Below are 23,645 nucleotides of genomic sequence, written 5' to 3'. Positions count from 1 at the left end.
GGCACCGCTGCGGGCGCCCGCAGGGTGTCGTTGGCAGCCGTGGCCTGTGGTGTGCGCGCTCGGTACGGCAGCTGTGCCGTGACCGCCGCGGCATCATGGCCGGGCTGGGTGAGGGCGGCACCGGTGGGGACAATGTTGTCCCCGCCGGGCCGGAGGATCGGGATGTGGCCCGCCACCCGTCTACCTCCACCTGCCCCAAGGGTGCTCTACCAGGGGCTTTACCGTCTTGTCCGGTTTGCGACAGTGGCGGCGGGGCCCGGCGCGACGGCTAGTCGGGCGGCGTGCCGCGTACGGCCCAGGCCCGCGCGGTGAGCCGGATCGACCCGTCCGGCTCGACCGGCAGCCGGGTCTCCAGCGACTCCCGCAGCGCGGCCCGGTCGGATTCGGCCAACGTCGCGACGTACCCCGGCGCGGACCCCTGACCGCCGAGGAACGGTGTCCAGTAGTCGGCGAAGTCCGTGAAGGTCGTCGGTACGTCGACCGGCCAGACCGACACGTCCCGCAACCCGGCCCGCTCCCACAGCGTGCGGAGCGCGTCGGGCTGACACACAGTGGTGCGGTTCCCCTCGTCCAGCTTCGCCGAGGCCGTGTCGAGCTGTGCGGCGGCGGCCCAGAAGTGCCGCATCATCGCCATTCCCTCGGCGTAGTCCCACACGTAGGCGGCCACCACCCCGGCCGGCCGCACCACCCGGGCGAACTCCGCCACCGCCCGCGCGGGCTCCGGCACGAAGTTGAGCGTCAATCCGCTGACCACCACGTCCGCGACACGATCGGGCAGCGGCAACGCCCGGGCGTCACCGACCTGGAAGGCCGCCCGGGGGTCGGTGACCCGGGTACGCGCGACAGCGACGAAACCCTCCGACGGGTCGACGCCGGTTATTCCGACGGGATCGTCGTGGGTGAGGATCGTCGAGGTCAGCGCCCCGGTGCCGCAGCCCACATCGAGCCAGTGCCGCCCCGGCGGCACTGCCAACCCACGCAGGAAGTCCACAGCGACCAGGCGACTCCACCGACCCACGTACGCCTCGTACGCGTCACCGTTCGCCCACACCGGCTGCGCCATCCTGGAACGATACGACAGGCCAGCCGCTGACCTAGGCCGACCACCGCATCCGAATGCTCAGCGACGCCGCCGCGCCGGGTCGAGCAGGGCGGGCGGGGTGTCGAACTTCTCGGCTGCGGCGAGGTCGACCCCGGGTGCGACGATCGCGTCGATCGCGTCGAGCACGTCGGCCGGGAGCACGGTGTCCGCGGCGGCGAGCTGGGCGTGCAGGTGGTCGATGGTGCGGGGGCCGATGATCGCGCTGGTCACGGCCGGGTGCGCGGTGACGAAACCGAGGGCGAGCTGGATCAGGGTGAGCCCCGCCTCGTCGGCGACTGTGGCCAGTTGCTCGACGGCGTCGAGCCGGGCCTGGTTGGCCGGGACGCTGAGGTCGAAGCGGGCGGGCAGGAGCGCCGATCGGCTGGTGGTGATCTCCCGGCCGGCGCGGATCGCGCCGGAGAGCCAGCCCGAGGCGAGCGGGCTCCAGGCGAGCACGCCGAGCCCGTACTGCTCGGTCACGGGCAGGACGTGGGCCTCGATCCCCCGTTGCAGGATCGAGTAGCTGGGCTGCTCCGTGACGTAACGGCCCAGGTGGTGCTTTCGCGCGGCCCACTCGGCCTGAACGATGCGGTACGCGGGGAAGGTCGAGGAGCCGAAGTAGCGGATCTTCCCGGCCCGTTGCAGGTCGGTCAACGCCGACAGGGTCTCCTCGTCGCTGGTGCTCGGGTCCCATCTGTGGATCTGGTAGAGGTCGACGTGGTCGACGCCGAGGCGGCGCAGGCTGTTGTCCAACTCGGTGATGAGCCAGCGGCGCGAGGCGCCCCGCTGATTGCGCTCGTCGCCCATCGGCATGCCGGCCTTCGTGGCCAGCACGATGTCGTCGCGGCGGCCGGCGATGGCCTTGCCGACCAGTTGCTCCGACTCGCCCTGGCTGTACATGTCTGCGGTGTCGATCAGGTTGATTCCGGCCTCCAGCGCGGCGTCGACGATCGCCGTCGCCTCGCCCTGGGTGGTGTGCCCCAGTTTGCCGAAGTTCATCGCGCCGAGCACGAGGGTGCTGACCTGGACGCCGGTGCGCCCCAGGGTGCGGTACTGCATGGCTGTTCCTCCACGGAAGGGTGAGGTGACACTGGCCCACTCGCTCTGGCATCCTGAAGTAAGTGGAACCATGTTCCGCTAAGAACGATACGGAACAACGTTCCGTTTGCCAAGTGACGGGGGTAACGGCGCGGTGGCCGACATCGACAGCGGATCAGGGAGGCCGACCCCGCGAAAGCGGGCCGACGCCCGGCGCAACGAGGCGACACTGCTGGACGCCGCCGCCTCGACCTTCGTCGCCTCGGGCGTGGACGCGCCCGTACGCGACATCGCCGCCCGGGCCGGCGTCGGTGTGGGCACCATCTACCGCCACTTCCCGACCCGCGCCGATCTCATCGTCGCCGTCTACCGACACCAGGTCGAGGCGTGCGCGGAGGCTGGCCCGACTCTGCTGGCAGACAGCAGCACACCGCACGCCGCCCTCGCCCAGTGGATCAACCTCTTCGTCGATTTCCTGGTCACGAAGCACGGCCTCGCCGAGGCGCTGCAGTCCGACAACGCAGCCTTCGAGACGCTGCACGCCTACTTCCTGGACCGCCTCGTGCCGGTGTGCGCCCAACTGCTCGACGCCGCTGCCGTGGCAGGTGAGATCCGCCCCGACGTGACGGCCTTCGAGCTGCTGCGCGGTGTCGGCAATCTCTGCATCGGCGCCGGCGAACCCCGCTACGACGCGCGTCGCATGGTCGAACTCCTCGTCGCGGGGCTGCGCCAACGCCAGGGCACCGGGCCGCGATAGCTTATTGATCATGGCGGACTGGGAGCTTCGGCCGGCCTCGGCGGCGGACGTCGACGCGGTGGCCGAGTTGCGGGCGGTGGTGCTGCGGGCCGATCTGGAGCGGCTCGGGCGGTACGACGAACAGCGGGTGCGGCAGCGCCTGCGGGACGGTTTCGCACCGGCGTACACCTGGGTCGTCGAGGTGGACGCCGCGTTCGCCGGCTGCGTGGCGCTGCGGCCCGACGCGGACGCCCACTGGCTGGAGCACTTCTATCTGACCCCGCGGCTACAGGGCAGTGGCATCGGCACGGCCGTGCTGCGCGAACTGCTGGACCGGTGCGACAGCGCCGGTACGCGGGTCCGGCTGAACGTGCTGCGGGGCAGCCCGGCCCGGCGGTTGTACGAGCGGCACGGCTTCACAGTCGACACCGAGGATCCGGTGGACGTGTTCATGGTCCGCGAACCCAGGGCGATCACCGCCGAGGTCCCGACGATGTCAATGTAACGTTGACAGATGACGTCGGAGCTGGCTTGGCTGGCGGAGATTCGCGCTACCCGCGCCCGCCTGGACGAGCAGGAGCTGGAGATCATCGACCGTGCGCGCCACGACGGTGCGACCTGGGCTCAGATCGCGAGGGCACTCGGCCTCGGCAGCCGGCAGGCCGCCGAGCAGCGTCGACAGCGGCTGGTGGCGGCGCGGTGGTCGCGGCGGCAGCAGCTCGACCTCCGGTTGCCTCAGCAGATCGCGGCGTTGCGGGCGGCAGTGGCCGACCTCGCCCGGTGGATCGGTGCCGATCGGCGGTGGGACAGCCGATTTCGTCGAGCGGCACTCGTGCGGAGCACTGTGGACGCCGCGCTGGACGCCGCCCCCGGCTCGCTGCACGCGTTGGCAGTGCACCTCGCCGCCGATCTCGCCGAAGCGGGTGAGCGACTGCCCGCGCCCGTGCGGACCGCCGCGACGAAGATCGACGTCGCCCTGTCAACGACTCGTTGACAGGGCACAGCGGCATTGCCCTGGTTCCCGCTCAAGCTTGAGGATATGAGTCACCTCGACTCACCTCGGAGTGCTCATGCGTCGCAACGCGGGCCTGTTCGTGGCGATCTCCCTGCTGTCCGGCTTCGGCAGCAGCGCCATGTCCCTGGTAGCCGGCATCTGGATCCTGGACCGCACCGGCTCCACCAGCCTCGCCGCTCTCGCCGGGCTCTGCGTGTACGCCCCGGTGCTCGCCGGCCCATGGCTGGGCGGTCTGCTCGACCGGGCATCCCGGCGACCGCTGGTCATCGCCGTCAACCTCATGTTGGCCGCCGCCCTGCTGGCACTGCTCGCGGTGCGCGGGCCGGGGCAGATCTGGCTCATCTTCGCCGTCTCGTGCGCCTACGGCGTCAGCTACGTGCTGATCGACGCCGGCGAGACGGCGCTGCTGCCGTCGGCGCTCGCGCCGACCGAACTCGGCGACGTCAACGGGTGGCGCTCCAGCGCCCAGGAGGGCATGAAGCTCGTCGCTCCCCTGGCCGGGGCCGGCCTCTACGTGTGGCGGGGCGGCCACGCGGTCGCCGTCCTCAGCGCGGCCATGCCGGTCCTGGTCGCCACCCTGTACGCGCTACTCCGCCTGAACCGCACGCCCACCGACCGGCGCACGGAACGCGGCGGCGGCCCGCGTACCGGATTGGTGGTCCTGTTCGGACAGCGAGCAACACGAATGCCGGTCGTGCTCGCCGCGGTGTCGATCGCCATGTCCGGCTTCACGACGGCGGGAATCTACGCGATCGTCGTGACCGAGCTGCGCCTGCCGACGACGTTCCTGGGGGTGCTGGCCAGCGCGCAGGGTGCCGGTTCCATTCTCGGTGGCCTGATCGTCGGCCGGCTCATCGCGGCACGAGGTGCTGTCGCCGTCGGTGTCGCCGGAACGGCGCTGTTCGCGATCGGCTGCCTGGCGCGCTGCCTGCCGTGGTGGCCGGCCACCGTCGTCGGGGCGGTGGTAGCCGGCGTCGGGCTGCCCTGGACCCTGGTCGCGGCGGTGACCGCCGTGCAGACCCACACGCCGTCTGCGCTGCTGGGACGGGTCTCCGCGACGGCCAACACCGCGATGTTCGGACCGCTCGTCGTCGCGATCCCGCTCGGCTCCGCGGCCGTCCACCTCGGCGCCCGCCCCCCGCTCGTGGCAGCCGCGGCGATCTGCCTGACCGCCGTGGTGGTGGCCACGTTCCGCCGCCGGTCGGCACCGCACGACGAGACGGCAACCGTGCCCGCACCGCGCCGAACGGTTGGAGCGGGCCGGACGAGCCGCTGAATCAGCCGCGTACCGGATGGGTCGCCTGGAAGGCGAGTCGGCGATCCGCGTCGGCGGCGATCTGGTCGAGGATGTCGTCCAGGTCGAGGAAGACCGACCACCGCTCGCGGCCGGTGACGTCGGCCAGCCGGTCCACGAGCAGCTCTTCCAGGTCGGTGACCCGCTTTCCCTTCCACACCTTGTCGGCCACGCTGACCAGCAGGTCGTCGACGTCGATGCCGTCCCGGTGCCAGGACGCGTGGTCGCGCGCGAACCGGGCCGACGACTCGGCGAAACCGTGCTGGAGCAGCAGCTCGTAACCGGCCGGCTCGTGCGCGGAACCGGGCCCGGACAACTCCTCCGGGTGCCGGACCTTACCGATGTCGTGGGTGGCGGCGCCGAAGAGCACCGCCTCGCTGTCGAACGGGAGCTGCGGGAACCGGTGCGCCATCGCGTCGGTGAGCTGCGCGGCCACGTCGTGCACGGCCCGCAGGTGCGCGGCGAGGCGCGGCGGCGCGTGCAGGGCCACCAGCAGGGCGACGACAGGGTCGGGCAGGGGCCGTAGTGGCGGGTCCGCGGGTGCGGTGAGGGCGCGGCGCAACGAATCGGACGTCATCGCGGCAAGGGTACGACCACCGCGCGCGCCCGGTCCCTCTCGCGGAGCATCCAGAGCTGGTTCGCCTTGGCTACGCTCCCCCACACCAGCGAAGGGGTTCACCGGTGAGAGATCGACTACGGCAGGTCGCGATGGTTCTGCTCGGCGCGGCGCTGTTCGGCACGGCCGGCCTGAGCCTCGGCTCCTGGTACGCCGGCCGCGGCACCGCGCCAGTCAACTCCGACCAGGCACAGACCATGGCGGCGGAGTTGCTTCCCGGCACCGAACCATTCGGCTCGAGCGCCGGGAACAACTACCTCTACGGTGTCCTGGCCCCTGACGACTTCGGCTCGCCGTTCACGGAGTTCCACTACGACGAGGCTGCCGGCTGCACGCACTCCGAGTCGGTGCGGCGCAACGCCACAGCACTGGGTTGGCAGGGCAGTCATCGGGTCACGGGCACGCCATGTGATGGCTGGCGGGCCGAACGGGACGGGCTGACGGCCACGTTCACTCAGATGGACCGCGGGGCGGTCCTGAGGTTCGCGCCAGCCGCGCCCGACGGCTACGTCACCGTCACCCTCATTGCCGCCGTCCTGGGTGCCGCGGCCGGGGCGGCGCTGTTCTGGCTGGCGGGACGGCAACGTCCACCCGTACCCCGACTGGTTGGCACGCTCGTGACGATCGTTCTCCTCCCGGGCGTCGTCCCCACCTGGCAGGGCCTGATGACCAATGGGTTGACGGAGCCGGCGTGGCTGCTCTGGGCGGCCCTCGCCCCCGTGCTGGTGCCGCTGGCGCTCGTGCTGCTGCTGGCCGGGCTGATCTTCTACAGGAGCCGGCGGGAGCCGAGCCGGGTTTCCGGCCCGAGCACGAGCCAGCCCTGAGCCGTTCGCCGTGCGCCTGGATACTGTCTAGCCATGCCGCTCAGTCCGGACGAGGTCGAGGTGTTCGAGCACTCCAGGGCCCGCCTGGAGGCGATCGCCTATCGCCTGCTGGGCTCGGCCAGCGACGCGGAGGACGCCGTCCAGGACACCTTCCTGCGCTGGCAGGGCGCCGCCCGGGAGCACGTCGAGACGCCCGAGGCGTGGCTGACGAAGGTCCTCACCAACGTGTGCCTCAACCAGCTGACCTCGGCGCGGGCCAGGCGGGAAACCTATGTGGGCACCTGGCTGCCCGAACCGGTCCTCGCCGGGGACCGGATGCTCGGCCCACTCGACACCGCCGAGCAGCGCGAATCGGTCTCGATGGCAGTGCTCACCCTGCTGGAGCGGTTGTCGCCCAACGAACGCGCGGTGTACGTGCTGCGGGAGGCCTTCGGCTACTCGCATGGCGAGATCGCCGAGATCCTCGGCATCACCGAGTCGAACTGCCAGCAGACCTACCGGCGTGCCAAGCAGCACGTCACCGCCGAACGGGGACGCGCGGAGGTCGACCAGGCCGCCGCGCGGAAGATCGTCGCGGAGTTCCTCGCCGCGGCCAACAACGGCGAGATCCAGCGGCTGGTGGAGTTGCTGACCGACGACGCGACGAGCACCGCCGACGGTGGCGGCAAGATCCCGGCCCGGGCCGCGCCGATCGTCGGCGCGCTGGCGGTGGCGAAGTTCCTGCGTGGCCTGTTCAAGCCCGCCGACGTCAAACGGGACCTGGTCGGTGGCAGCCCCGCCCTGCACGTCACCACCGCCAACGGCGCTCCGGCGGTGGTGGTCGTGATCGACGACCGGGTCATCGGTGTGATGTCTCTGGAGGTGACGCCCGAGGGTGTCACGACCATTCACAACCAGGTCAACCCCGACAAGCTCGTCCGCGCCACCCGACAGTGGTCCGCGACCGAGCACGGGGAGCCCGCCCTCCACGTCTGGTGACCTGCGGGGCAGCCGCTCAGTTCTCGCCGGCGGTGATCAGGCCGGTCTCATAGGCGCAGATCACGGCCTGGGTGCGGTCGCGGAGGCCGAGCTTGGTCAGCACGTTGCTGACGTGGGTCTTCACTGTGTGCTCGCTGACCACCAGGGTCTGGGCGATCTCCGCGTTGGCGAGGCCACGGCCCAGCAGGTGCAGGGTCTCCCGTTCGCGGGTGGTGAGCACGTCGAGGCGGGCGTCGGGCGTGGCGGCCAGCCGGGGCGATCCGGGCCGGTGGCGGCCGGTGATGTCCGAGATGATCTGCCGGGTCACCGACGGGGCCAGCAGCGAGTCGCCGGCGGCCACGACCCGCACGGCGTGGACGAGGTCGTCGCGGCGTACGTCCTTGAGCAGGAAGCCGCTTGCGCCGGCGTAGAGCGCCTCGTAGATGTAGTCGTCCTGGTCGAAGGTGGTCAGCATGATCACCCGACTGGCACTCTCCGCGCAGATGCGGCGGGCGGCCTCGATGCCGTCCATCGTCGGCATGCGGATGTCCAGGAGCGTCACCTCCGGCTGGTGCTCCCGGACGGCGGCCACGGCCGCGGCCCCGTCACCGACGTCGGCGACGACGGTGATGTCCGGCTGGGCGTCGAGGATCATGGAGAATCCGCTGCGGACGAGTTCCTGGTCGTCTGCGATCACCACCCGAATCGTCACGCCGGGAACGGTAGCCGAGCCTCGACGGTGAACCCGCGTCCGCCTGCCGCCGGTTCGGCCTTCGCCGTACCGCCGCAGGCGATCGCGCGTTCCCGGATGCCGACGAGGCCGTGTCCGCCGCCCGGGCCGCCGGTTCCAGCGCCGTCGTCGGTCACGGTGACCGTGAGGGCATCGGGCGACCAGCCGAGCTGTACGTCGACAGTGCTGGCCGCCGCGTGCTTGAGCGCGTTGGTGAGGGCCTCCTGCACGATCCGGTACGCGGCCAACTCCACGTCGGCGGACACCGGGCGCGGTTCCCCGGTCACCCGCAGGCCGGCCACCGGAACACCGTCGATCAGCGACCGCAGTTGGGCCAGGGTGGGCTGCGGGCTGCGGGGCCCGGGCTCGGAGCGCAGCAGGCCGAGCATGCCGCGCAGCTGCACCATCGCGTCCCGGCCGGCGGCGGCGATCGCGTCAAACGCTGCCTCGGCCCGGTCCGGCGCGGTACGCACCGCGACCGGCCCGGCCTCGGCCTGCACGATCATGAGGCTCACCGCGTGGGACAGCACGTCGTGCATCTCCCGGGCGATCCGGGCCCGCTCGCGGACGGCGGCCCGGTCGGCCTCGAACTCGCGCTCACGCTCGGCGCGGAGCGCCCGGTCCTCCAGGGCGGTCGCGCGCTCCTGCCGGGCGGAGCTGAGCCGACCCAGCACGTACGCGGTGAAGAAGACCAGGAAGGTGTAGAAGTACTCGCTGACGCGGTTGGTGTTGAACGCCACCCCCGCGGCCACCCCCGGGAAGGTCGCGGCGAGCGCCCACCAGCGCTGCCGGCGACCACCGAGCGCGGCGACCGTGTAGAGGGCGACCAGCCCGCCGTACGCGAGTGGCTGCCCCGGCGCGTCCGCCGCTTTGCCCGCGATCGTGGCCAGTGCCACGACCAGCAGGACGGTGAGCGGCACCCGTCGGCGCCAGATCAGCGGGATCGCCGTGCCGGCGGTCAGCAGGTAGGCCAGCGGCCCTGGCTCGCGACCCGGTCCGGGAAGCACGAACGGCAGGGACACCGCGATCAGGACGAACACGGTGATCGCCGCGTCCACCACGTACGGATTGGTGGTACGCACGAGGCGGGCGAGCGACATCGCGACAGTATTCACAGCTCCTGACCTCCTCCCTCACGGGCACCCGATCCCCCCGGTGGTGCTGGGGTTCGGTTCGGGACTCGCCGCTCAGGCAAGGGCGGGCACCGGCTGCGTGGAGGTGGCGGCGGCACCCCGGGCCAGCGGGAGGAAGGAGACCAGCAGCAGGGCCGAGCCCAGCGGGATCAGGTCCTTGTCGATGAACGGCGTGGCGAGGTCGGCCAGCACCAGGATCGGCGTCCACACCTTGACCCGGCGCTGCACGGCGAGCAGGACGACCAGCACGAGCTGGCCGAGATAGAAGGCGTACGGCCCGAAGTCGTAGGCCAGCTGCGAGATGCCGGGCAGGGTGCGCACGTCGTGGATGATCATGCTCATGCCGTAGTTGTCGGTGGCCAGGAAGCCGGCGACGAGGTCGATCGAGAACTGGGTGATCAGCGCCAGTGCCCCGAAGGTGCCGGCCGTGGCGCTCACCGTCGCGAGGGTCCGGCCGCCAGCCATGCGGCGCATCTGCCAGAACACCGAGATGAACGCGACGAGCGCGCCGAGAAACGCGAGGTGCCCGATGGTCCAGGCCGGGCCGGGACCACGAACACCGTCCAGGCCGTCGATCAGACGGACGATGCCGTAGCCCATGACCAGGACCGGGGCGGCAATGAATGCGGGGCGAAACTGCATTGTGGTGACTCCTTGGGAGGCGTTCACGTCGGGTGTTCGACGTGATTGAGCCTGCCGTTCCGCCACCGCGCAGACATCGCTCCGCCCGGCGATCTTGCCACCGCCCGACGCCTCCCCCGCACGCATGAGCGCCTCCCTCGCACCGGCGAGTCGGACCGGAAGCTGGTGACCCAGGTCATAGCCGAGGCCTGTCAGGAATCGCGTCGCTGTCCGGTTCAGGAAGCGACCACCACCGAGACAGGAGTGCCACCATGAAGCACCGCATCGTCGTCCTCGGAGCGGGTTACGCCGGAGCCATGGCCGCCGGGCGCCTCGCCAAGCGGCTGCACCCGGACGACACCGAGATTACCCTCGTCAACGCCGACGCGGATTTCGTCGAGCGGGTCCGCATGCACCAACTCGCCGCCGGACAGGACCTCACACCACGCCCACTGAGCAAGGTCTACGCCGGCACCGGCGTCAACCCTCTGCGGGCGCGGGTCACCGCCGTCGACGCCGATCGCAGGACCGTCGCGCTCGCCGACGACAACGGCGCCGACGAGATCGCGTACGACACGCTCGTCTACGCCCTCGGCAGCGTTACCGCCGATCACGGCGTCCCCGGGGTCGCCGAGCACGCGTACGACATCGCCGGCAGGCCCTCGGCGCTGCGGTTGCGCGACCGCCTCGCCCACCTCGCGGCCGGCGGGACCGTGCTCGTCGTCGGTGGCGGCCTCACCGGCCTCGAAGCGGTCACCGAGATCGCGGAGACCCGGCCGGACCTCGATGTCGCGCTCGCCGCCCGCGGCGGTCTCGGCGACTGGCTCAACGGCAGGGCGCAGCAGCACCTGCGCGGCGTCTGCGACCGGCTCGGCATCACGGTGCACGAGCACACCGACATCACGCGGGTCGAGGAGGCCGGTGCTGTCACCCGCGACGGCCGGGAGATCCCGGCCCAGGTGACAGTGTGGACGACAGGCTTCGCCGTCCACCCCATCGCCGCCGCCACGACCCTGGCGGTCGCGGAGACCGGGCAGATCATCGTCGACGCCAGCATGCGGTCGGTCTCACACCCCGAGGTGTACGCGGTGGGCGACGCCGCGATCGCCGAAGGACCGGGCGGCAAGCCGCTGCGGATGTCCTGCGCCTCGGGCATCCCGATGGCCTGGCAGGCCGCCGACGCCATCGCCGCACGCCTGACCGGTCGGGCGAAGTTCCCGAAGGCTCCACTGCGCTACTTCAACCAGTGCATCAGCCTCGGCCGCCGCGACGGCATCATCCAGTACGTGACCGCCGACGACCGGGCCAGGCCGGCCCTCCTCACCGGAAAGCTGGCGGCCCGGTACAAGGAGTTCGTCTGCACGGGCGCCGCCTGGAGCATCGCGCACCCGGTCCTGTACCCGGTCCGCCGCCACCGCGTCGTTGGGACCCGATCGGAGATCCCCACGGCCGCGTCCTGACCGGACCTGCGCCAGCCTTAGGCTGTCCCAATGGCGGCGGAGCATGTGGTGATCGACCTCGACGAACCCGCTCATGAGCCGGACGAACGGGGCGGCACCACCCAGCGAAACGTCGCGAACAGGCGGAGCGTGCTGCTTCAACTCGTCGTCGCCTTCGTGATCGGTGTGGTGCTCGGCGGCATCGGTGTCGGCGAATTGCGCGACTCTCGCGCCCAGCGCGAACGGTCCAGCGTGGTCGCTCTCGTGGCCCTACCCGAGTCGGGCTATTCAGGAGGCTCGAACTCCAGGGGAACCGTCCGGCTGAACGGGCAGCTGACACTGATCAACACCGGCCCCGCGCCGATCACGATCCGCGCCATCCAAGCGGAAGGGCCGGGCGCCCAGGTACGCGGCATGGGTCAAGCCCGGCTGATACGCCCGGGTGGCACCGGCCAGATTCTCGTCGATCTGACATTGGAGTGCTCGACCGCGTTCCAGCCGGAGCCGCTGTCGGTGCGGTTCTCCGTCGAGACCGAGGACAAGCGGCTCAGAGAGGTGCGCTACCCGGTCGCTCTCGTCGGAAGCGCCTGGCAGGAGGACGCCCTGGGCATGTGTGAGCCCCGGCTCGACTCGTAGCTGGGGCGACGCGCCTCCCAGCGGCTGAGGCACAGCGGTCGGGCGGGCCGGAGTCCTGTTGGATGCCGGCCCGCCCGCATTCGCCTGAAGCCAATTAGTAGGGGTAGCCCCAACCGGCTTGAGCCGGCGCGGCCATCCAGGTCACGGCCAGGATGGCTCCGAGGGCAGCTGCGTAGATAACACGACGGATTCGCATGATGTCTCCCTCTCCAAGAGAGTGTGCCGCCTTCTGAATAGGCGACAGCGCTGACGGAACGTTGAAGGCCCCCACATGTCCATCACCCGGTTCGTTCGCCGGCGTCCTGGGTGATTGGACGTCAGCGTATTGCCGACAGTTGGGCAATCGCTACGATCGGTGCCTGTTCCGAACAGTTGCGCGCCTGTCCGGGCTGCTCACGGGTCTGTCCGGGGTTGTTCGGGCCGCTCAGACCGGCTGCGTCTCTTCGACCAGGTGGACCAGCATCAGCGCCGTCGTCTTGTCGGGTTGCACAAGGGCGGTGCGGATCAGGTAGGTGCCACGAGCCAGGTCCACTGTGAGGTGGGTGGTGTGCTCCAGCCCGTCGCCGGTGTAGCCGGAGTCGAACAACTCGGCTGGCCCGCTGGTCGTCCACGTGCCCGCGTCTTCCCAGTCGGCGATCTCGACCGCCCGGGGTACGAGGCGGATGACCTCTGCCTCGGAGACGGCGTAGAGCCACCGCACGAAGATCCGCCGGTCCGGGAGGTACGTGGTGGAAGCCGGTTCGTCGGCCAGAACGAGCGCCTGGTCGGCACCGACGTCCAGCACCCCCACGTAACCGTCGACGTCGCAGGCCCGGTCGTAGTCACCCCAGGAGTCATCGTCGTGGTCCGACGCGCCCTTCCACTCGCCGAGCGCCGTCGTCGGCACGACGATGAGCGGCCCGCCGCCCGAGTCGACCCACGGCAGTTGGCTGACCGGCCTGCGCGTACGAGCAAGGACGCCGGCCAGGTCGGTCATGTCGGTGACGATCGCGTCGGCACCGGCGGCGGCGAGGCGTTCGGCCTTGCCGGGTTTGTTGGCGTACCCGACGCAGGCGACACCGGCGGCTCGGGCGGCGGCGATGTCGGTGATCGAGTCACCGACCAGAACAGCGGCATCGGGTGCGACATTCAGTGCTTGCAGGGCCTGCACAACCGGCACCGGGTTGGGCTTGAGCAGATCGGGATGCTCGCCTCGGCCGATGACGGCGGTGAAGTAGCGGGCCCGGTCGCGGCGCCCGAGATAGGCGCCGATGGCTGCGGCGGAGTTGTTGCTGACGATGGCGAGGGGACGCCCGGTCGCCAGGCACGCCGCGACCAGGTCGAAGGCGCCGATCGTCGTCTCCGCGGACGCCGCCGCCTCGACCTCCGCCGCCGCCAGGGCCGCACCGACGACACCGACCAGCTCGGGCGCGACCACAGCCGTCGCGCGGAACAGCTCCAGCGGGTCGTCCCCGTCGCGCAGCTCGTCGGGCAGGACGACGCCCCGGCTGAGGATCAGCTGACGCAGGTCGGCGGCGATGCGCGGCGCGGCCTTGCTGCCGAACAGGCGGCAGATCGGGCCGTCGAAGTCGACGAGTACGGCTTCGGCCCGCTCGACGATGTCGGCGAGCCGGTCGGGTGGCCGTTCTGCCTCGGTTGTCACAGCGCGCTCCCGCAGGCCGTCTTCGCCGTCAAGGCTGTCGATCCTAGAGGCCTACGTCGTGGCGATGCGTCACCCGGTCGGTACCCAGGAGCGACGAACGCCGTAACCGATGTGCCCGCCCAACTCGCGCAGTTGCGGCGTCAGACGGTGCCGGACAGCGATGATCAGCGGTCCTGCTCCGTCGCTGGCGACACTCCCGTTGCCCGCAGGGTGTCATAGGGATGGCAGCCGTACGTCTCGCGGTACGCCTGGGCGAACCGCCCGGGGTGGGTCCAGCCCCAGCGTCGGGCCGTCTCGGCCACGGTCTGCCCGGGCTTGGCGTGTTGCAGGTCCCAGTGCGCCTGGCGTAATCGGACGGCACGCAGGAACGCCATCGGACTCTGGCCGTGGTAACGCTGGAACGCGACCTGTAACGCGCGTTGGCTGACCTCGCAGGCCTCGGCTATTCGGCCCACGGTCAACGGGACCGCGGCATGCGCCTCGATGAACTCGGCGGCCCGGCGCACGATCGCGCGGCCCACGCCGGCCTGTCTGGGCAGGTAGTTGATGGTCATGGTGGTGTTCGGGAACACCGCGATGGCGGTGGTCGCCACCAGGTCCACCAGGCCCGCCCGGGCCAGTGGACTGGCAACCACCGCGTTGACCGCGAGTTGTCGCCGGACGAACGCCGTCATCGACTGCCAGAGCAGGGCCATCGCCGGGGAGAGCGGCGTGATCGTGGTGAAGTGGAAATTCGCGGCGGGCAGGCCGGTTCGAACGGAGGCGGTCGCCGCGACCCGCTGCATCGGCAGCCGAACGAAGACGGACGCCAGGTCGTCGATGAGGTGGACTGCGCCCACCTCCGGGTAGCGGCCGGTCGTGCCGGGGCCGAGGCGCAGTTCCTCATCGTTGGTGCGCACCGCGTACCGGCCGTGCGTCACACTCGTCACGGCCAGATCGGTATAGGGCAGCGATTCGCTGCGGCATCGCATGGTGTAGCGACTCTCGCCGATCTCCAGCTCGTCGGCCCGCAACACGGCTTGCCGGTAGCGGAACCGGGCAGGCGGCCCGGAAATCCGAACTCGGTGTTCTCCGAACCTTTGCGCGATCAAATAGTGCGCTCGTTCTGGGTCGTCAGTCTCGACGACATCTCGGGTTACAGGCTCCTGCCCGTCATGGTTCCCCGTCCACGGCATAGGCCGTCACCTCCGTCGGGCCGCTAATCCGACCCGAACTGATTGAACGTGATACCCAGCGGTACGCAACGGCCTGACGGCGACATCAGGACGACGGCAGCGATATCCACGTCGACGCGACACGCCGAGTTCGCGAGCCGATCCGCTTCGCGTACAAGGCTGGACGTTTCGCGAACCGCAGGTCGCGTGATGGTTCTCTACCAGGTCACAATCGAGATCGTCCATATCGCGCCCCCGGCCTGTACCGAGGCGGTCTTACGGTCGGGCGGGATGAATATGACGTTGTGGTAACGCGTTTCTCCTCGCAAGTTTGTCGGGTTCTTGACTCCCTGGCACACACGGCCGACTCCATCCACCCGCTCTAGCCTCTGCCTGTCCGAGCCACTCACCCTGGCCCGGCCCATTCGGCCAGCCGATCGGGGTCCGCGACGTTGCGACCCCGGTCGGCCGGTCCCGCGTCCGTCGGAGCTGCGGTTCGCAGGCTCCCGTCGGCCACGATCCGGGGAGGTACACATGAGGAGCTTCGAGGCGGCGGTAGCGTCGTCCGGCGCCCCGATACCGGGTCGCGACCACCGCGCCGGCCGGCGATACTCCGAGCCCGGCTCTGGGCCGCGCTGGACCGTCGGCCGGGTTTGACCTGCGTCCTCGCCTCTCACCTCAGCGAGGACCGGAGACGCTGCGACCGCGTGTTGGCCATGCCAGCACACGACAGTGCCTGATCGTGTCGGCCGAGGCTTCGTCTCGTTGTCACTGGTAGCAGCCTTCTCACGTCTTATCTGCTCGGCCGACCGCAGGTCGGCCGAGCAGACGCATTTGGCGGACGCAGTCGGCCGGCCAACTAGGGAGACAGATTGCAACGAAACGCCGGGACAGGTACTCCAGTCACTCGGCACAGGTACGCCACCCACGAGGTCTCCCAGGCACACGACGTCATCCGCCAGCGATGCGCGGGGCTCGAGCTGTGGTCGCGCAGCGTCGCCGACCAGTTCACCTACCGGGAGGAGATGGCCGCCGTCGGGCCGATCCTGGCGACCCGGGTGCAGTGCGCCATGGACATCGAGATGCATCTTGAGCCCCTGGCTGACCTGCTCATCGTCGCGATGACGACCGGGCGGGCCGAGGTACGGGATGGCCGGGAGGAGGCGCGGTCAGGCCCCGGCCAGGTGCTCCTGCAACAGCCCGGCCGGCCGCTTGTCAACGTCGGCCAGCACTTCGATCTCTACAGCATCAACCTGGACTTGCGCGTGGTGACCGAGGCGGCCACCGAGCGGACGGGAATCGACCCCGACGACTTTCGATTCGAGGCGATGATGCCCGTCTCGACCGAGATGGGTCAGTTCTGGCACCACACCGCGGCTCATCTTTTTCGCCTGTTCACCGGGCCTGCGGAGCCGCTACAAAACCCGCTGGTGATCCGGGCCGCCACAGACCTGGCCGCCTCTGCCGCGCTCGCCGCCTTTCCGAACACCGCGATGACACTGTCCTACCGGGTGGAGGCCAACTCATTGCCAATCGGCTCGGTGCGGCGCGCCATGTCGTTCATCGAGGCACATGCCGGTGAAGCGATCACCGCCACCCAGATCGCCGACGCCGCCCGCGTCACACCCCGCGCCCTGCAGACGGCGTTCCGCCGGCATCTGAGCACCACTCCGATGGCGTACCTTCGACGGACGCGGCTGGACCGGGCTCACCAGGACCTACTCGGGGCCGACCCGACCCGAGGGGACACCGTGGCCGCGATAGCGCGCCGCTGGGGCTACCTCCACACTGCACGCTTCGCGGCCGACTATCGGGCTGTGTACGGCCGCTCCCCCACTGACACCCTGCACACCTGATCCGGCCCGGGCCCGGCCCGCCTGGCCACCACGGCCCGACTGGCCACCACGGCGCGGCTGAACCGCCCTCGGACGGCTAGGCCCGCTTCTCGGAGCGTCAGGGTGTCACCCGGGTGGCCGGGCTGTCGCCCGGTAGACCCCCCGCCTCGTGGTCCGTTTCCACCGGCGGCAGCGGGGTGGTCCCGAGGACACCACCGTTTCTGGAGTACGCGGTGAGAGTGGCCGGCTGGTCCGCTGGCACCCGGGTGGTGCCGGCGTTCGACGCGTCGAGGGCGACAGCGGCCGGGGGTGCGCCTCCGACGGTCACCGTGACGCGGGCCGCGTCCGGCGGGGCGATCACCCGCACCTCGCCCGTGGGGGGCCGGGCGCCGTCCTCGGTCCGGACCCGCCAGCCGATCGGTCGCTTGTCGGCGCCCTCGGCAGGCATCAGCAGCCGCAGGTCGGTCCACCAGCCGGTCCGATCGTCGCCGTGCATGGCGTACGCGATCACTCCACCGCCGGCCGGCTGCACGGTGAGCAGCGCGGCGGCCTGGCCGTGCTCGCTGCCCGACCACCGCACCCGTACCGTCGTGCCGACGGCCGGGAGGTGGCTGTCCTGGAGTGCCGTATGGACGAAGTTTCGGAGGTTGGCGTCGTCGAGCGGCGTACCTCGGGCGGGCCGGCGAGCGCCGCTGAGCAGGGCGTCGATCTCCGGCCCGGCCGGGTCGAGCCCGACGTACGGGCCGCCACCCAGACCGCCCTGGAAGAACACCCGCTCGCCGCGGCTGACCCGGACGACGGGTTCGTGCGGAAGCGGTTCGGGAGGCAGCACGGCGAACCCGACTCCGCCCCCGTCCGCCCTGGCGATGTCCTGGTACTCCACAGTCCCCCTCGACGTGTATCGAGGGTCACCACTGATCGTCACTGTGGATTCGGGCGGACCCACGGCGACCGCGAATCCGGCCCGGTCGGGGTAGGCCTGCATCAGCGTCATCACCGGGTCGTCGTCACCCTCACTGTGACCGCCGTAGCGCATCTGCTGGGCACCGGCTCCGGCCGGACCCACGTACCAGACCAGTGCCTCCCTGGTCAGCAGGCCGAACCGCAGCGGCACCGCGACCAGCGCGACCCGGTGGCCCGGCTGGTCACCGCCGTAGATCAGCCGGATCCGGTCTCGGTCGCCGACCTTCCAGGCACCCACCGGGGCGTCGATTCGCACCGGCGGATCGGCGCTGATCCGCGTCCGGAGCGTGTCCAGCCAGGCCCGGTCCCCGGCCAGCGCTCCCCGCGGTGGTGCGTCGAGCAGTGCCGTCGGAGTGGCGGCGACCGCGATGCCCGGTGCCCATCCGGGCAGCGGCACCACGTTGGTCTGGACCCCGACGAGCGCGACCCCGACCGCGGCGGCCAACGCGGTGCGGACCAGCCGCGTCCGCTGGTGCCGTCGCTCACGGCGGGCGAACCCGGGCCAGGGGTCCTCGGGTACGTCGACGCCGTGCGCGGCCTGCCGCAGCGCCGGACTGAGCGTCGAATTGGCGAAGCTTCCGGTCATGCCAGTTCCTCCTCGAGCCGTACCGGGGACTGAGCGGCGGGTGGGGCGAAGTCGTTCCGCAGCCGGGCCAACCCGCGCGACGCCTGGCTCTTTACCGCGCCGACGGAGCAGCCGAGAACCTTTGCGGTGTCCGCCTCGCTGAGATCCTCGAAGTAGCGCAGCACCAGCACCGCCTGTGTCCTGGGCGGTAGTCGCCGCAACGCGGCGAGGAGTAGTTGCCGCTGCTCCACCTGCACGTACGCGTCATGCGTCGGCTGGCTGTCGCCGGTCAGCAGCGGCACCTCCAACGGCCGCCGCCGACGCCGCCAGGAGATCGCCGTGTTGACCATCGCCCGGCGTACGTAGACCTCCGGCGCGTCCCTGCGCAGCACCCGACCCCAGCGCCGATGGGTCTTCTCCAACGCCGACTGCGTCAGGTCCTCGGCTGTCCCCCGGTCGCCGGTCAGCAGGTAGGCCGTTCGGAGCAGCGAACCCCACTGTCGTTGGACGAACAGCCGAAACTCTTCGTCGTCCTTGTCCCGACTCACGCCACCTCCAGGTCGCGTCCACCTCGCGTCTAACTGCGGACGCAGAGTGAGACGCCACCGGCGGCCTCCGAGGTTGAGTGGAGGATGGCGCGCCGGGCGTCGTACTCATGGCCGCAGGCGTGGAATCCCGCTCCGCATCGACCGGGGGGTCGAGGCGGAGCGGGACCGTCGACGGGCTACTCGTCAGAACCCGCCCCATTTATAGGCCGAGCACTTCCAGGTCTTCCCGCCATCCTTCGAGTCGCACCATATGAGGATCTTGCCGAGGATGGGCAGGTTGAGGGTGAAGAGGTGGCCCTTGTTCTTCGCGTACACAACGCCGGACTTCTCGGCGATGTCGGCCAGTGCCCACCCGGGGTCCGGCCCGTCCACTGTCGCCACCCGGCGCATTGACTCGATGTCTTTGCCGTCGAGGAGCGTCTTGATCTCGTCCGCCGAGGGCTCGCGGTCGCCGATCAACGTGTCCACCGTGTACGGGCCGTCGACGGCTACGCCATTGGCCTTCTCGAAGGCGGCCTTCGTTCCGCCGACAGTGGTGCCGCCATCAAGGTCGAGGGTGAGGATCAGATCGCCCGTCCGCCGCGACAACAGGCACTGCCAGATGGTCTTGCCCGAGGCGACGCACATGGTCAGGCACCACTCCCGGCCGTCGGGGGTGGAGGAGGAGAAGAGCAGGGACGTCGCTGTCCCGCTGTCGCCGCTGCCGTCGTACGCGCCGTCGGCGAGGTCGGCCATTGTGGTGCCGAGGACGTCCCGACTTCCCGGGATCGTGCCGACGACCTTGACGCCGTCGACCTCCTTACCGGCGGCGAGCGCTGCGAGTTGGTCGCCGGTGAGGGTCCGCCCACCGGTGTCGACGGCCAGCACCTTGTCCAGGTCGCCGACGGGTCGGCCGGTCAGGTCCTCGAACTGTTGAAGCATCGTGCCTGGGGCGCCGGGGTGGTCGGTGATCGTCGTCCGGGCCTCACCATCGGCGGCCTGCGACGGAGCGTACGAAGCGGTCAGCCCGACGATCAGGGCGGTCGTGACGATGGTGGCGCGCCTGGCGATGTCCCGCAGAGTTGTCATCCTGTCCTCATCTCGGTGATCGGTGTCGGCGGAGTGGGACGGGCTACCAGCGGCACGTGACGATGTCGCCGAAGTCGTTCGGGGACCCCACGTCGCAGTGGTCGTCGATCCACTCGCCGATATCGCCGATCGTGTCCACGATCCAGGCGAACACCGACTTGATCGCGCCCCAGATGCTGAAGTAGACGACTGTCGACTCGGGTGTACCGCCGGCCTCGTCGATAACGTCCTTCGTCGACATGGCGGCATTCGGCTTCTCGATGATGTCCAGCACCCGTACCCCGGTGTCGTCCTTGCCGGCCAACAGCGCCGCGACCTGCTCCGGGGTCCGCTCCTTGCCGTCGTCGACAGCCACGATCGCGCGGTCGACCAGCACCTCTCGGCTGCCGCTGACGGCTTGGGCGATGCCGGCGATCTCGCCCACCGTGAGGTCGTTGCCGAGGGCGGGGCCGGCGAACCGTCGGACCGACACGGCACCCGACGGCTCGATCTGGATCTCGTCGGCCGTGATCATGTCGTCCGCGCCGAACGGCGCCCAGGCGAACGTCCACTTCCCGGCGATGCAGCGGAACGGGCTGTACTCCCGGCCCTCGGGCGCGGTCTCGGTGCGGAGGATCTTTCCGCGCTCGTCGACGTGCTGGACCACGCAGTCGGCGCCCTTCTGCGGCGGCTTCTCGGTCTGGGCCACGGCGGCGGAGGACATGGCCAGCACCGTCCCGCTGACCACCCCGATCACCGCGAGGCGGTGTGCCAAACGACTCATCGAACGCTCCATTCCTGATGCGGAAGAAACTGGTGTCCGAAGAGTGGCGGGGCGCGCTGAAGCGGCCCGGAAACGGCGCAGAAAGCGGGGTACGTCAGTGCAGCCGCGTGGCGTCGAGCTGGTCGAGGTCGGCACGGATCGAGTCGGCGTCGGCATCGCCGAGCTCGTCGAGGATGGTCAGGGCTCGGCGCCACGCGGCGCGGGTGGCGCCGAGGTCGCCGAGCGCCCGGTGGCTACCGCCGAGATTGACGTACGTGCCGGCTTCGGCGTACCGGTCGTTGACCTGCGTGAAGAGGTCGAGGGCATGCTCGTAGCAGGCGATCGCCCGCCGGTCGTCGCCGAGCTGGTGGTGGGCGTGGCCGAGGCTGTCCCAGGTGTCGGCCTGCCCCTGGACGTCGTCCACCTCCTGCAACATCCGCAGCGCCTCGCCGCACGATTCAAGGGCGTGGTGGTAGTTGCCGAGCAGCGCTTCCTGCCAACCGACCGCGTTGAGGGTGTACCCCTGCCCGGCCCGGTTTCCGGTCCCCCGGAACAGGGCCAGCGCCTGCCGGGAATGGCGCAGCGCCTGCTGGTGCTGTCCCTGCCGCTCCGCCAGTTGGCCAAGGTTGAGGTAGGTGTGCGCCCGGCCGGCGTCGTCGCCGACGTCGGTGAACAGGTCGAGTGCGCGCCGCAGGTGGTCGTCGGCCTCGTCGTACCGTCGGAGCCGGGAGCAGGCGAGACCGAGGCTGCGGTGCGCGTGGCCCTGCCCCGTCTGATCCCCGATGCGGGAGGCGGCGGCCAAGGCGATTTGTTGCGTGCCGAGCCAGTCCTGCCAGTGACCCTGCCGGTGCAGGAAGCCGGCCATGGCCCAGGCGAGCCGCCAGGCGTGTCCCTCGAACCCGGACCGCGCCGCGAGCGGTACCGCGGCGAGCAGGACGGGGACCTCGGTGGTGAACCACGCCGCGGCGGCCGACCGGCTCCTGGGGCGCTCCGGCGTCACGCCCGCCGGGGGTGGTGGGAGGCTGATCGCGCTGAAGTGCGGGTGCAGTGCCAGGTCGGCGGCGTGGGCGGTGTGCAGGCAGTGGTCGAGCAGCCGGTGCACGGCGTCCCGACGCTCGGCCGGCGGCTCAGCCTCGTCGGCGAGGCTGGCGGCGTACGCGCGCAGCAGGTCGTGGAACGCGTAGCGCCCGTAGGTGTGCTCGGTGAAGAGATTCGCCCGGGTCAACTCGGTGAGCAGAGGGCCGGTCGCCTGACCGTCGATGCCGGCCAGGCTGGCCACGGCCGGGGCGGAGACGTCCGGGCCGGGATGCAGGCTCAGCAGGCGGAACAGCCGCGCCGCGGGTGGGCTGAGCGTCCGGCACGACCAGGAGAAGACCGCCCGTACGTCGGTGGCCTCGTCGCCTGCGCGGAAGGCGTCCAGGTCGCCCAGTTCGCCGGCGACGGCGGCCAACGAGAAGTGCCGGTTGGTGGCGGCTCTGGCGGCCACTATGGCCAGGGCGATGGGCAGCCGCGCGCACCGGTCGGCGATGGTGTCGGCCGCGGCGGGTTCGGCGGCGACCTGGCGCTCCCCGAGCCGGCGGACCAGCATGTCGCGGGCTTCGCCGGGGCTCAGCAGATCGAGGGGCACCGGCTGGGCGCTTTCGGTGACGACCAGCGGGATGAGCTGGTCGCGGCTGGTGACGATGGCGAGGCAGTCCGGTGAGCCGGGCAGCAGCGGCCGGACCTGTTCCGCGTCGCGCGCGTTGTCCAGCACCACCAGCAGTCGTTTGCCCGCCACCGTCGTGCGGTACAAGCTCGCCATCGTGTCCGGGTCTCGGGGCATCCGGGCCACCGGAACGCCGAGCGCCTCCAGGAAGCCGTGCAGCGCACGCGCCGGTTCGGTCGGGGTGGCCGCCGGGTCGAAGCCGCGCAGGTTGACGTAGAGCTGCCCGTCGGGGAAGCGCTCGGCCGCGCGGTGCGCCCAGTGCACGGCGAGCGCGGTCTTGCCGACGCCGGCGGTCCCGGACACCACGACGGTGCCGCCCCGGTCGACCAGCGCGTCGAGGACCGCCAGCTCCGCGTCGCGTCCGGTGAACGTCGGTACGGGGGGAGGCAGTTGCGCCGCGACCCGCGTTGGTGCCGCCACGGCCGGTGCGGCGATCGAGGTGTCCTGACGCAGGATCGCGCACTCCAGGTCCCGTAGCCGCGGACCCGGGTCGAGTCCGAGGTTCTCCCGCAGGTTGTCGCGCAGCCGCCGGTACGTCGCCACTGCCTCGCCCTGTCGGCCGTCGCGGTACAGGGCGAGCATCAGCTGCGCGTGCAGGTGCTCGTCGAAGGGGTGCTGTCGGACGAGCCGTTCCAACCCGGGGACCAGCTCAGCATGCTCACCGACGGACAACCGGGCCTCGGCGAGCGATCGTTCGGCCTCCAACCGCAGGCGTGCCAGGTGTTCCGCCTGCTCCTCGAGCCAGGCCGACCCTGCCACGTCGGCCAGCGGTGGGCCCCGCCACAGTGCCACCGCGGCCGTCAGATGCTTCACCCGTTCGTTGCGGTCCGACGAGCGCCGGGCCAGGTCGATGAGGCGCTCGGCGGCCTGGACGTCAGTGGAATCCGGCCCGGTGTCGAGCAGGTAACCGGGCTGGCGCGCCACGATCGACCCGGGCTCGCCGAGCACCCCGCGCAGGTAGGAGACGTGACGCTGCAACGTGTTCGCCGCGGTGGCCGGTAGCTGGTCGCCCCAGACCACGTCGATGAGCCGGTCGACGCTGACCACCCGGCCCGCGTGCAGCGCCAACGTCGCCAGTACCGCCTTGCGGCGCACGCCGTTCACCGCCTGCGGACTGCCGGCGACGACCACCTCCACCGGCCCGAGCAGCCTGACGCGCACGCCCGTACCAGCGATTGACATCACCGAATCAAACTAACGTCCCCCGCCCAGCAAACTCGATCTATTCGTCGCGTAATGGACACGATCCACGTCGCCCCCGCGGCGACACCCGCAGGGCAGCACAGGAGGGCCTCGGGAGCTA

General features: G+C 70.8%; 22 protein-coding genes. 9 read left to right on the top strand and 13 right to left on the bottom strand.

Annotated elements, in window-relative coordinates; all coding sequences use genetic code 11:
• Nucleotides 1–268: 268 nt before the first annotated feature.
• Both ACLJOK_RS01030 and ACLJOK_RS01025 read right to left on the bottom strand, forming a co-directional pair.
• On the bottom strand, nt 269–1,063 hold the full coding sequence (locus ACLJOK_RS01030; protein ID WP_410815548.1) for a class I SAM-dependent methyltransferase: 795 nt from the start codon (nt 1,061–1,063) through the stop codon (nt 269–271).
• Between the two features lie 57 nt (nt 1,064–1,120).
• Nucleotides 1,121–2,140, bottom strand: a complete 1,020-nt coding sequence (locus ACLJOK_RS01025) for an aldo/keto reductase (RefSeq protein ID WP_410815547.1) — start codon at nt 2,138–2,140, stop codon at nt 1,121–1,123.
• Between the two features lie 142 nt (nt 2,141–2,282).
• On the opposite strand from ACLJOK_RS01025, the gene ACLJOK_RS01020 reads away from it, so the two are divergent.
• From ACLJOK_RS01020 to ACLJOK_RS01005, 4 genes are all read left to right on the top strand, one after another.
• Entirely contained in the window at nt 2,283–2,876 is a 594-nt protein-coding gene (locus ACLJOK_RS01020; protein WP_410819191.1) for a TetR/AcrR family transcriptional regulator, read from the top strand.
• 10 nt (nt 2,877–2,886) lie between these two features.
• Nucleotides 2,887–3,360: a GNAT family N-acetyltransferase gene (locus ACLJOK_RS01015; protein WP_410815545.1), complete on the top strand. Its 474-nt coding sequence runs from the start codon at nt 2,887–2,889 to the stop codon at nt 3,358–3,360.
• 9 nt (nt 3,361–3,369) lie between these two features.
• A complete protein-coding gene (locus ACLJOK_RS01010) occupies nt 3,370–3,849 on the top strand; it encodes a hypothetical protein (protein WP_410815543.1) in 480 nt (159 codons plus the stop codon).
• Between the two features lie 76 nt (nt 3,850–3,925).
• The gene (locus ACLJOK_RS01005) at nt 3,926–5,146 is read left to right on the top strand and encodes an MFS transporter (protein WP_410815542.1); all 1,221 of its coding nucleotides are present in this window, start codon (nt 3,926–3,928) and stop codon (nt 5,144–5,146) included.
• Between the two features lies 1 nt (nt 5,147).
• Here ACLJOK_RS01005 and ACLJOK_RS01000 read toward each other — a convergent pair whose 3' ends face one another.
• A complete protein-coding gene (locus ACLJOK_RS01000) occupies nt 5,148–5,741 on the bottom strand; it encodes an HD domain-containing protein (protein ID WP_410815540.1) in 594 nt (197 codons plus the stop codon).
• A gap of 104 nt (nt 5,742–5,845) precedes the next feature.
• Here ACLJOK_RS01000 and ACLJOK_RS00995 point away from each other — a divergent pair, with 104 nt between their 5' ends.
• Together ACLJOK_RS00995 and ACLJOK_RS00990 are read left to right on the top strand one after the other, a co-directional pair.
• A complete protein-coding gene (locus ACLJOK_RS00995) occupies nt 5,846–6,604 on the top strand; it encodes a hypothetical protein (RefSeq protein WP_410815538.1) in 759 nt (252 codons plus the stop codon).
• 33 nt (nt 6,605–6,637) lie between these two features.
• Nucleotides 6,638–7,582 (top strand): RNA polymerase sigma-70 factor, encoded by a 945-nt coding sequence (locus tag ACLJOK_RS00990; protein WP_410815537.1) that lies wholly within the window; start codon nt 6,638–6,640, stop codon nt 7,580–7,582.
• Nucleotides 7,583–7,598: 16 nt separating this feature from the next.
• On the opposite strand, the gene ACLJOK_RS00985 is transcribed toward ACLJOK_RS00990, so the two are convergent.
• From ACLJOK_RS00985 to ACLJOK_RS00975, 3 genes are all read right to left on the bottom strand, one after another.
• Nucleotides 7,599–8,216, bottom strand: coding sequence for a response regulator (locus tag ACLJOK_RS00985; RefSeq protein ID WP_410819189.1), 618 nt, complete (start codon nt 8,214–8,216; stop codon nt 7,599–7,601).
• Between the two features lie 53 nt (nt 8,217–8,269).
• Entirely contained in the window at nt 8,270–9,391 is a 1,122-nt protein-coding gene (locus tag ACLJOK_RS00980) for a sensor histidine kinase (RefSeq protein WP_410815536.1), read from the bottom strand.
• Nucleotides 9,392–9,478: 87 nt separating this feature from the next.
• Nucleotides 9,479–10,066, bottom strand: a complete 588-nt coding sequence (locus ACLJOK_RS00975) for a hypothetical protein (RefSeq protein WP_410815535.1) — start codon at nt 10,064–10,066, stop codon at nt 9,479–9,481.
• 251 nt (nt 10,067–10,317) lie between these two features.
• On the opposite strand from ACLJOK_RS00975, the gene ACLJOK_RS00970 reads away from it, so the two are divergent.
• Together ACLJOK_RS00970 and ACLJOK_RS00965 are read left to right on the top strand one after the other, a co-directional pair.
• A complete protein-coding gene (locus ACLJOK_RS00970) occupies nt 10,318–11,505 on the top strand; it encodes an NAD(P)/FAD-dependent oxidoreductase (RefSeq protein ID WP_410815534.1) in 1,188 nt (395 codons plus the stop codon).
• A gap of 30 nt (nt 11,506–11,535) precedes the next feature.
• Nucleotides 11,536–12,120, top strand: a complete 585-nt coding sequence (locus ACLJOK_RS00965) for a hypothetical protein (protein WP_410815532.1) — start codon at nt 11,536–11,538, stop codon at nt 12,118–12,120.
• Nucleotides 12,121–12,544: 424 nt separating this feature from the next.
• On the opposite strand, the gene ACLJOK_RS00960 is transcribed toward ACLJOK_RS00965, so the two are convergent.
• Together ACLJOK_RS00960 and ACLJOK_RS00955 are read right to left on the bottom strand one after the other, a co-directional pair.
• Nucleotides 12,545–13,762: an Imm21 family immunity protein gene (locus ACLJOK_RS00960; protein WP_410815531.1), complete on the bottom strand. Its 1,218-nt coding sequence runs from the start codon at nt 13,760–13,762 to the stop codon at nt 12,545–12,547.
• 164 nt (nt 13,763–13,926) lie between these two features.
• The gene (locus ACLJOK_RS00955) at nt 13,927–14,778 is read right to left on the bottom strand and encodes a helix-turn-helix transcriptional regulator (protein WP_410815530.1); all 852 of its coding nucleotides are present in this window, start codon (nt 14,776–14,778) and stop codon (nt 13,927–13,929) included.
• Between the two features lie 1,010 nt (nt 14,779–15,788).
• On the opposite strand from ACLJOK_RS00955, the gene ACLJOK_RS00950 reads away from it, so the two are divergent.
• Nucleotides 15,789–16,772 carry an AraC family transcriptional regulator gene (locus tag ACLJOK_RS00950; RefSeq protein ID WP_410815529.1) on the top strand — a complete coding sequence of 328 codons (984 nt, stop codon included), beginning with the start codon at nt 15,789–15,791 and terminating at the stop codon, nt 16,770–16,772.
• A gap of 97 nt (nt 16,773–16,869) precedes the next feature.
• On the opposite strand, the gene ACLJOK_RS00945 is transcribed toward ACLJOK_RS00950, so the two are convergent.
• The 5 genes from ACLJOK_RS00945 to ACLJOK_RS00925 all read right to left on the bottom strand — a co-directional run bounded on the left by ACLJOK_RS00945 (nt 16,870) and on the right by ACLJOK_RS00925 (nt 23,524).
• Nucleotides 16,870–18,300, bottom strand: a complete 1,431-nt coding sequence (locus ACLJOK_RS00945) for a hypothetical protein (RefSeq protein ID WP_410815528.1) — start codon at nt 18,298–18,300, stop codon at nt 16,870–16,872.
• Entirely contained in the window at nt 18,297–18,827 is a 531-nt protein-coding gene (locus ACLJOK_RS00940; protein ID WP_410815527.1) for a SigE family RNA polymerase sigma factor, read from the bottom strand. The genes ACLJOK_RS00945 and ACLJOK_RS00940 overlap by 4 nt, the downstream gene beginning before the upstream one ends.
• Nucleotides 18,828–19,010: 183 nt before the next feature.
• Complete coding sequence (locus ACLJOK_RS00935) at nt 19,011–19,895, bottom strand: hypothetical protein (protein ID WP_410815526.1); 885 nt, start codon at nt 19,893–19,895, stop codon at nt 19,011–19,013.
• 43 nt (nt 19,896–19,938) lie between these two features.
• The gene (locus tag ACLJOK_RS00930; RefSeq protein ID WP_410815524.1) at nt 19,939–20,658 is read right to left on the bottom strand and encodes a hypothetical protein; all 720 of its coding nucleotides are present in this window, start codon (nt 20,656–20,658) and stop codon (nt 19,939–19,941) included.
• A 94-nt stretch (nt 20,659–20,752) separates the two neighbouring features.
• Nucleotides 20,753–23,524 carry a BTAD domain-containing putative transcriptional regulator gene (locus ACLJOK_RS00925; protein ID WP_410815522.1) on the bottom strand — a complete coding sequence of 924 codons (2,772 nt, stop codon included), beginning with the start codon at nt 23,522–23,524 and terminating at the stop codon, nt 20,753–20,755.
• Nucleotides 23,525–23,645: the final 121 nt, after the last annotated feature.

This window comes from Micromonospora sp. 050-3 (assembly GCF_046549335.1).
Classification (GTDB): Bacteria; Actinomycetota; Actinomycetes; order Mycobacteriales; family Micromonosporaceae; genus Micromonospora; species Micromonospora trifolii.
This window is presented reverse-complemented; position numbering and strand designations above follow the sequence as displayed.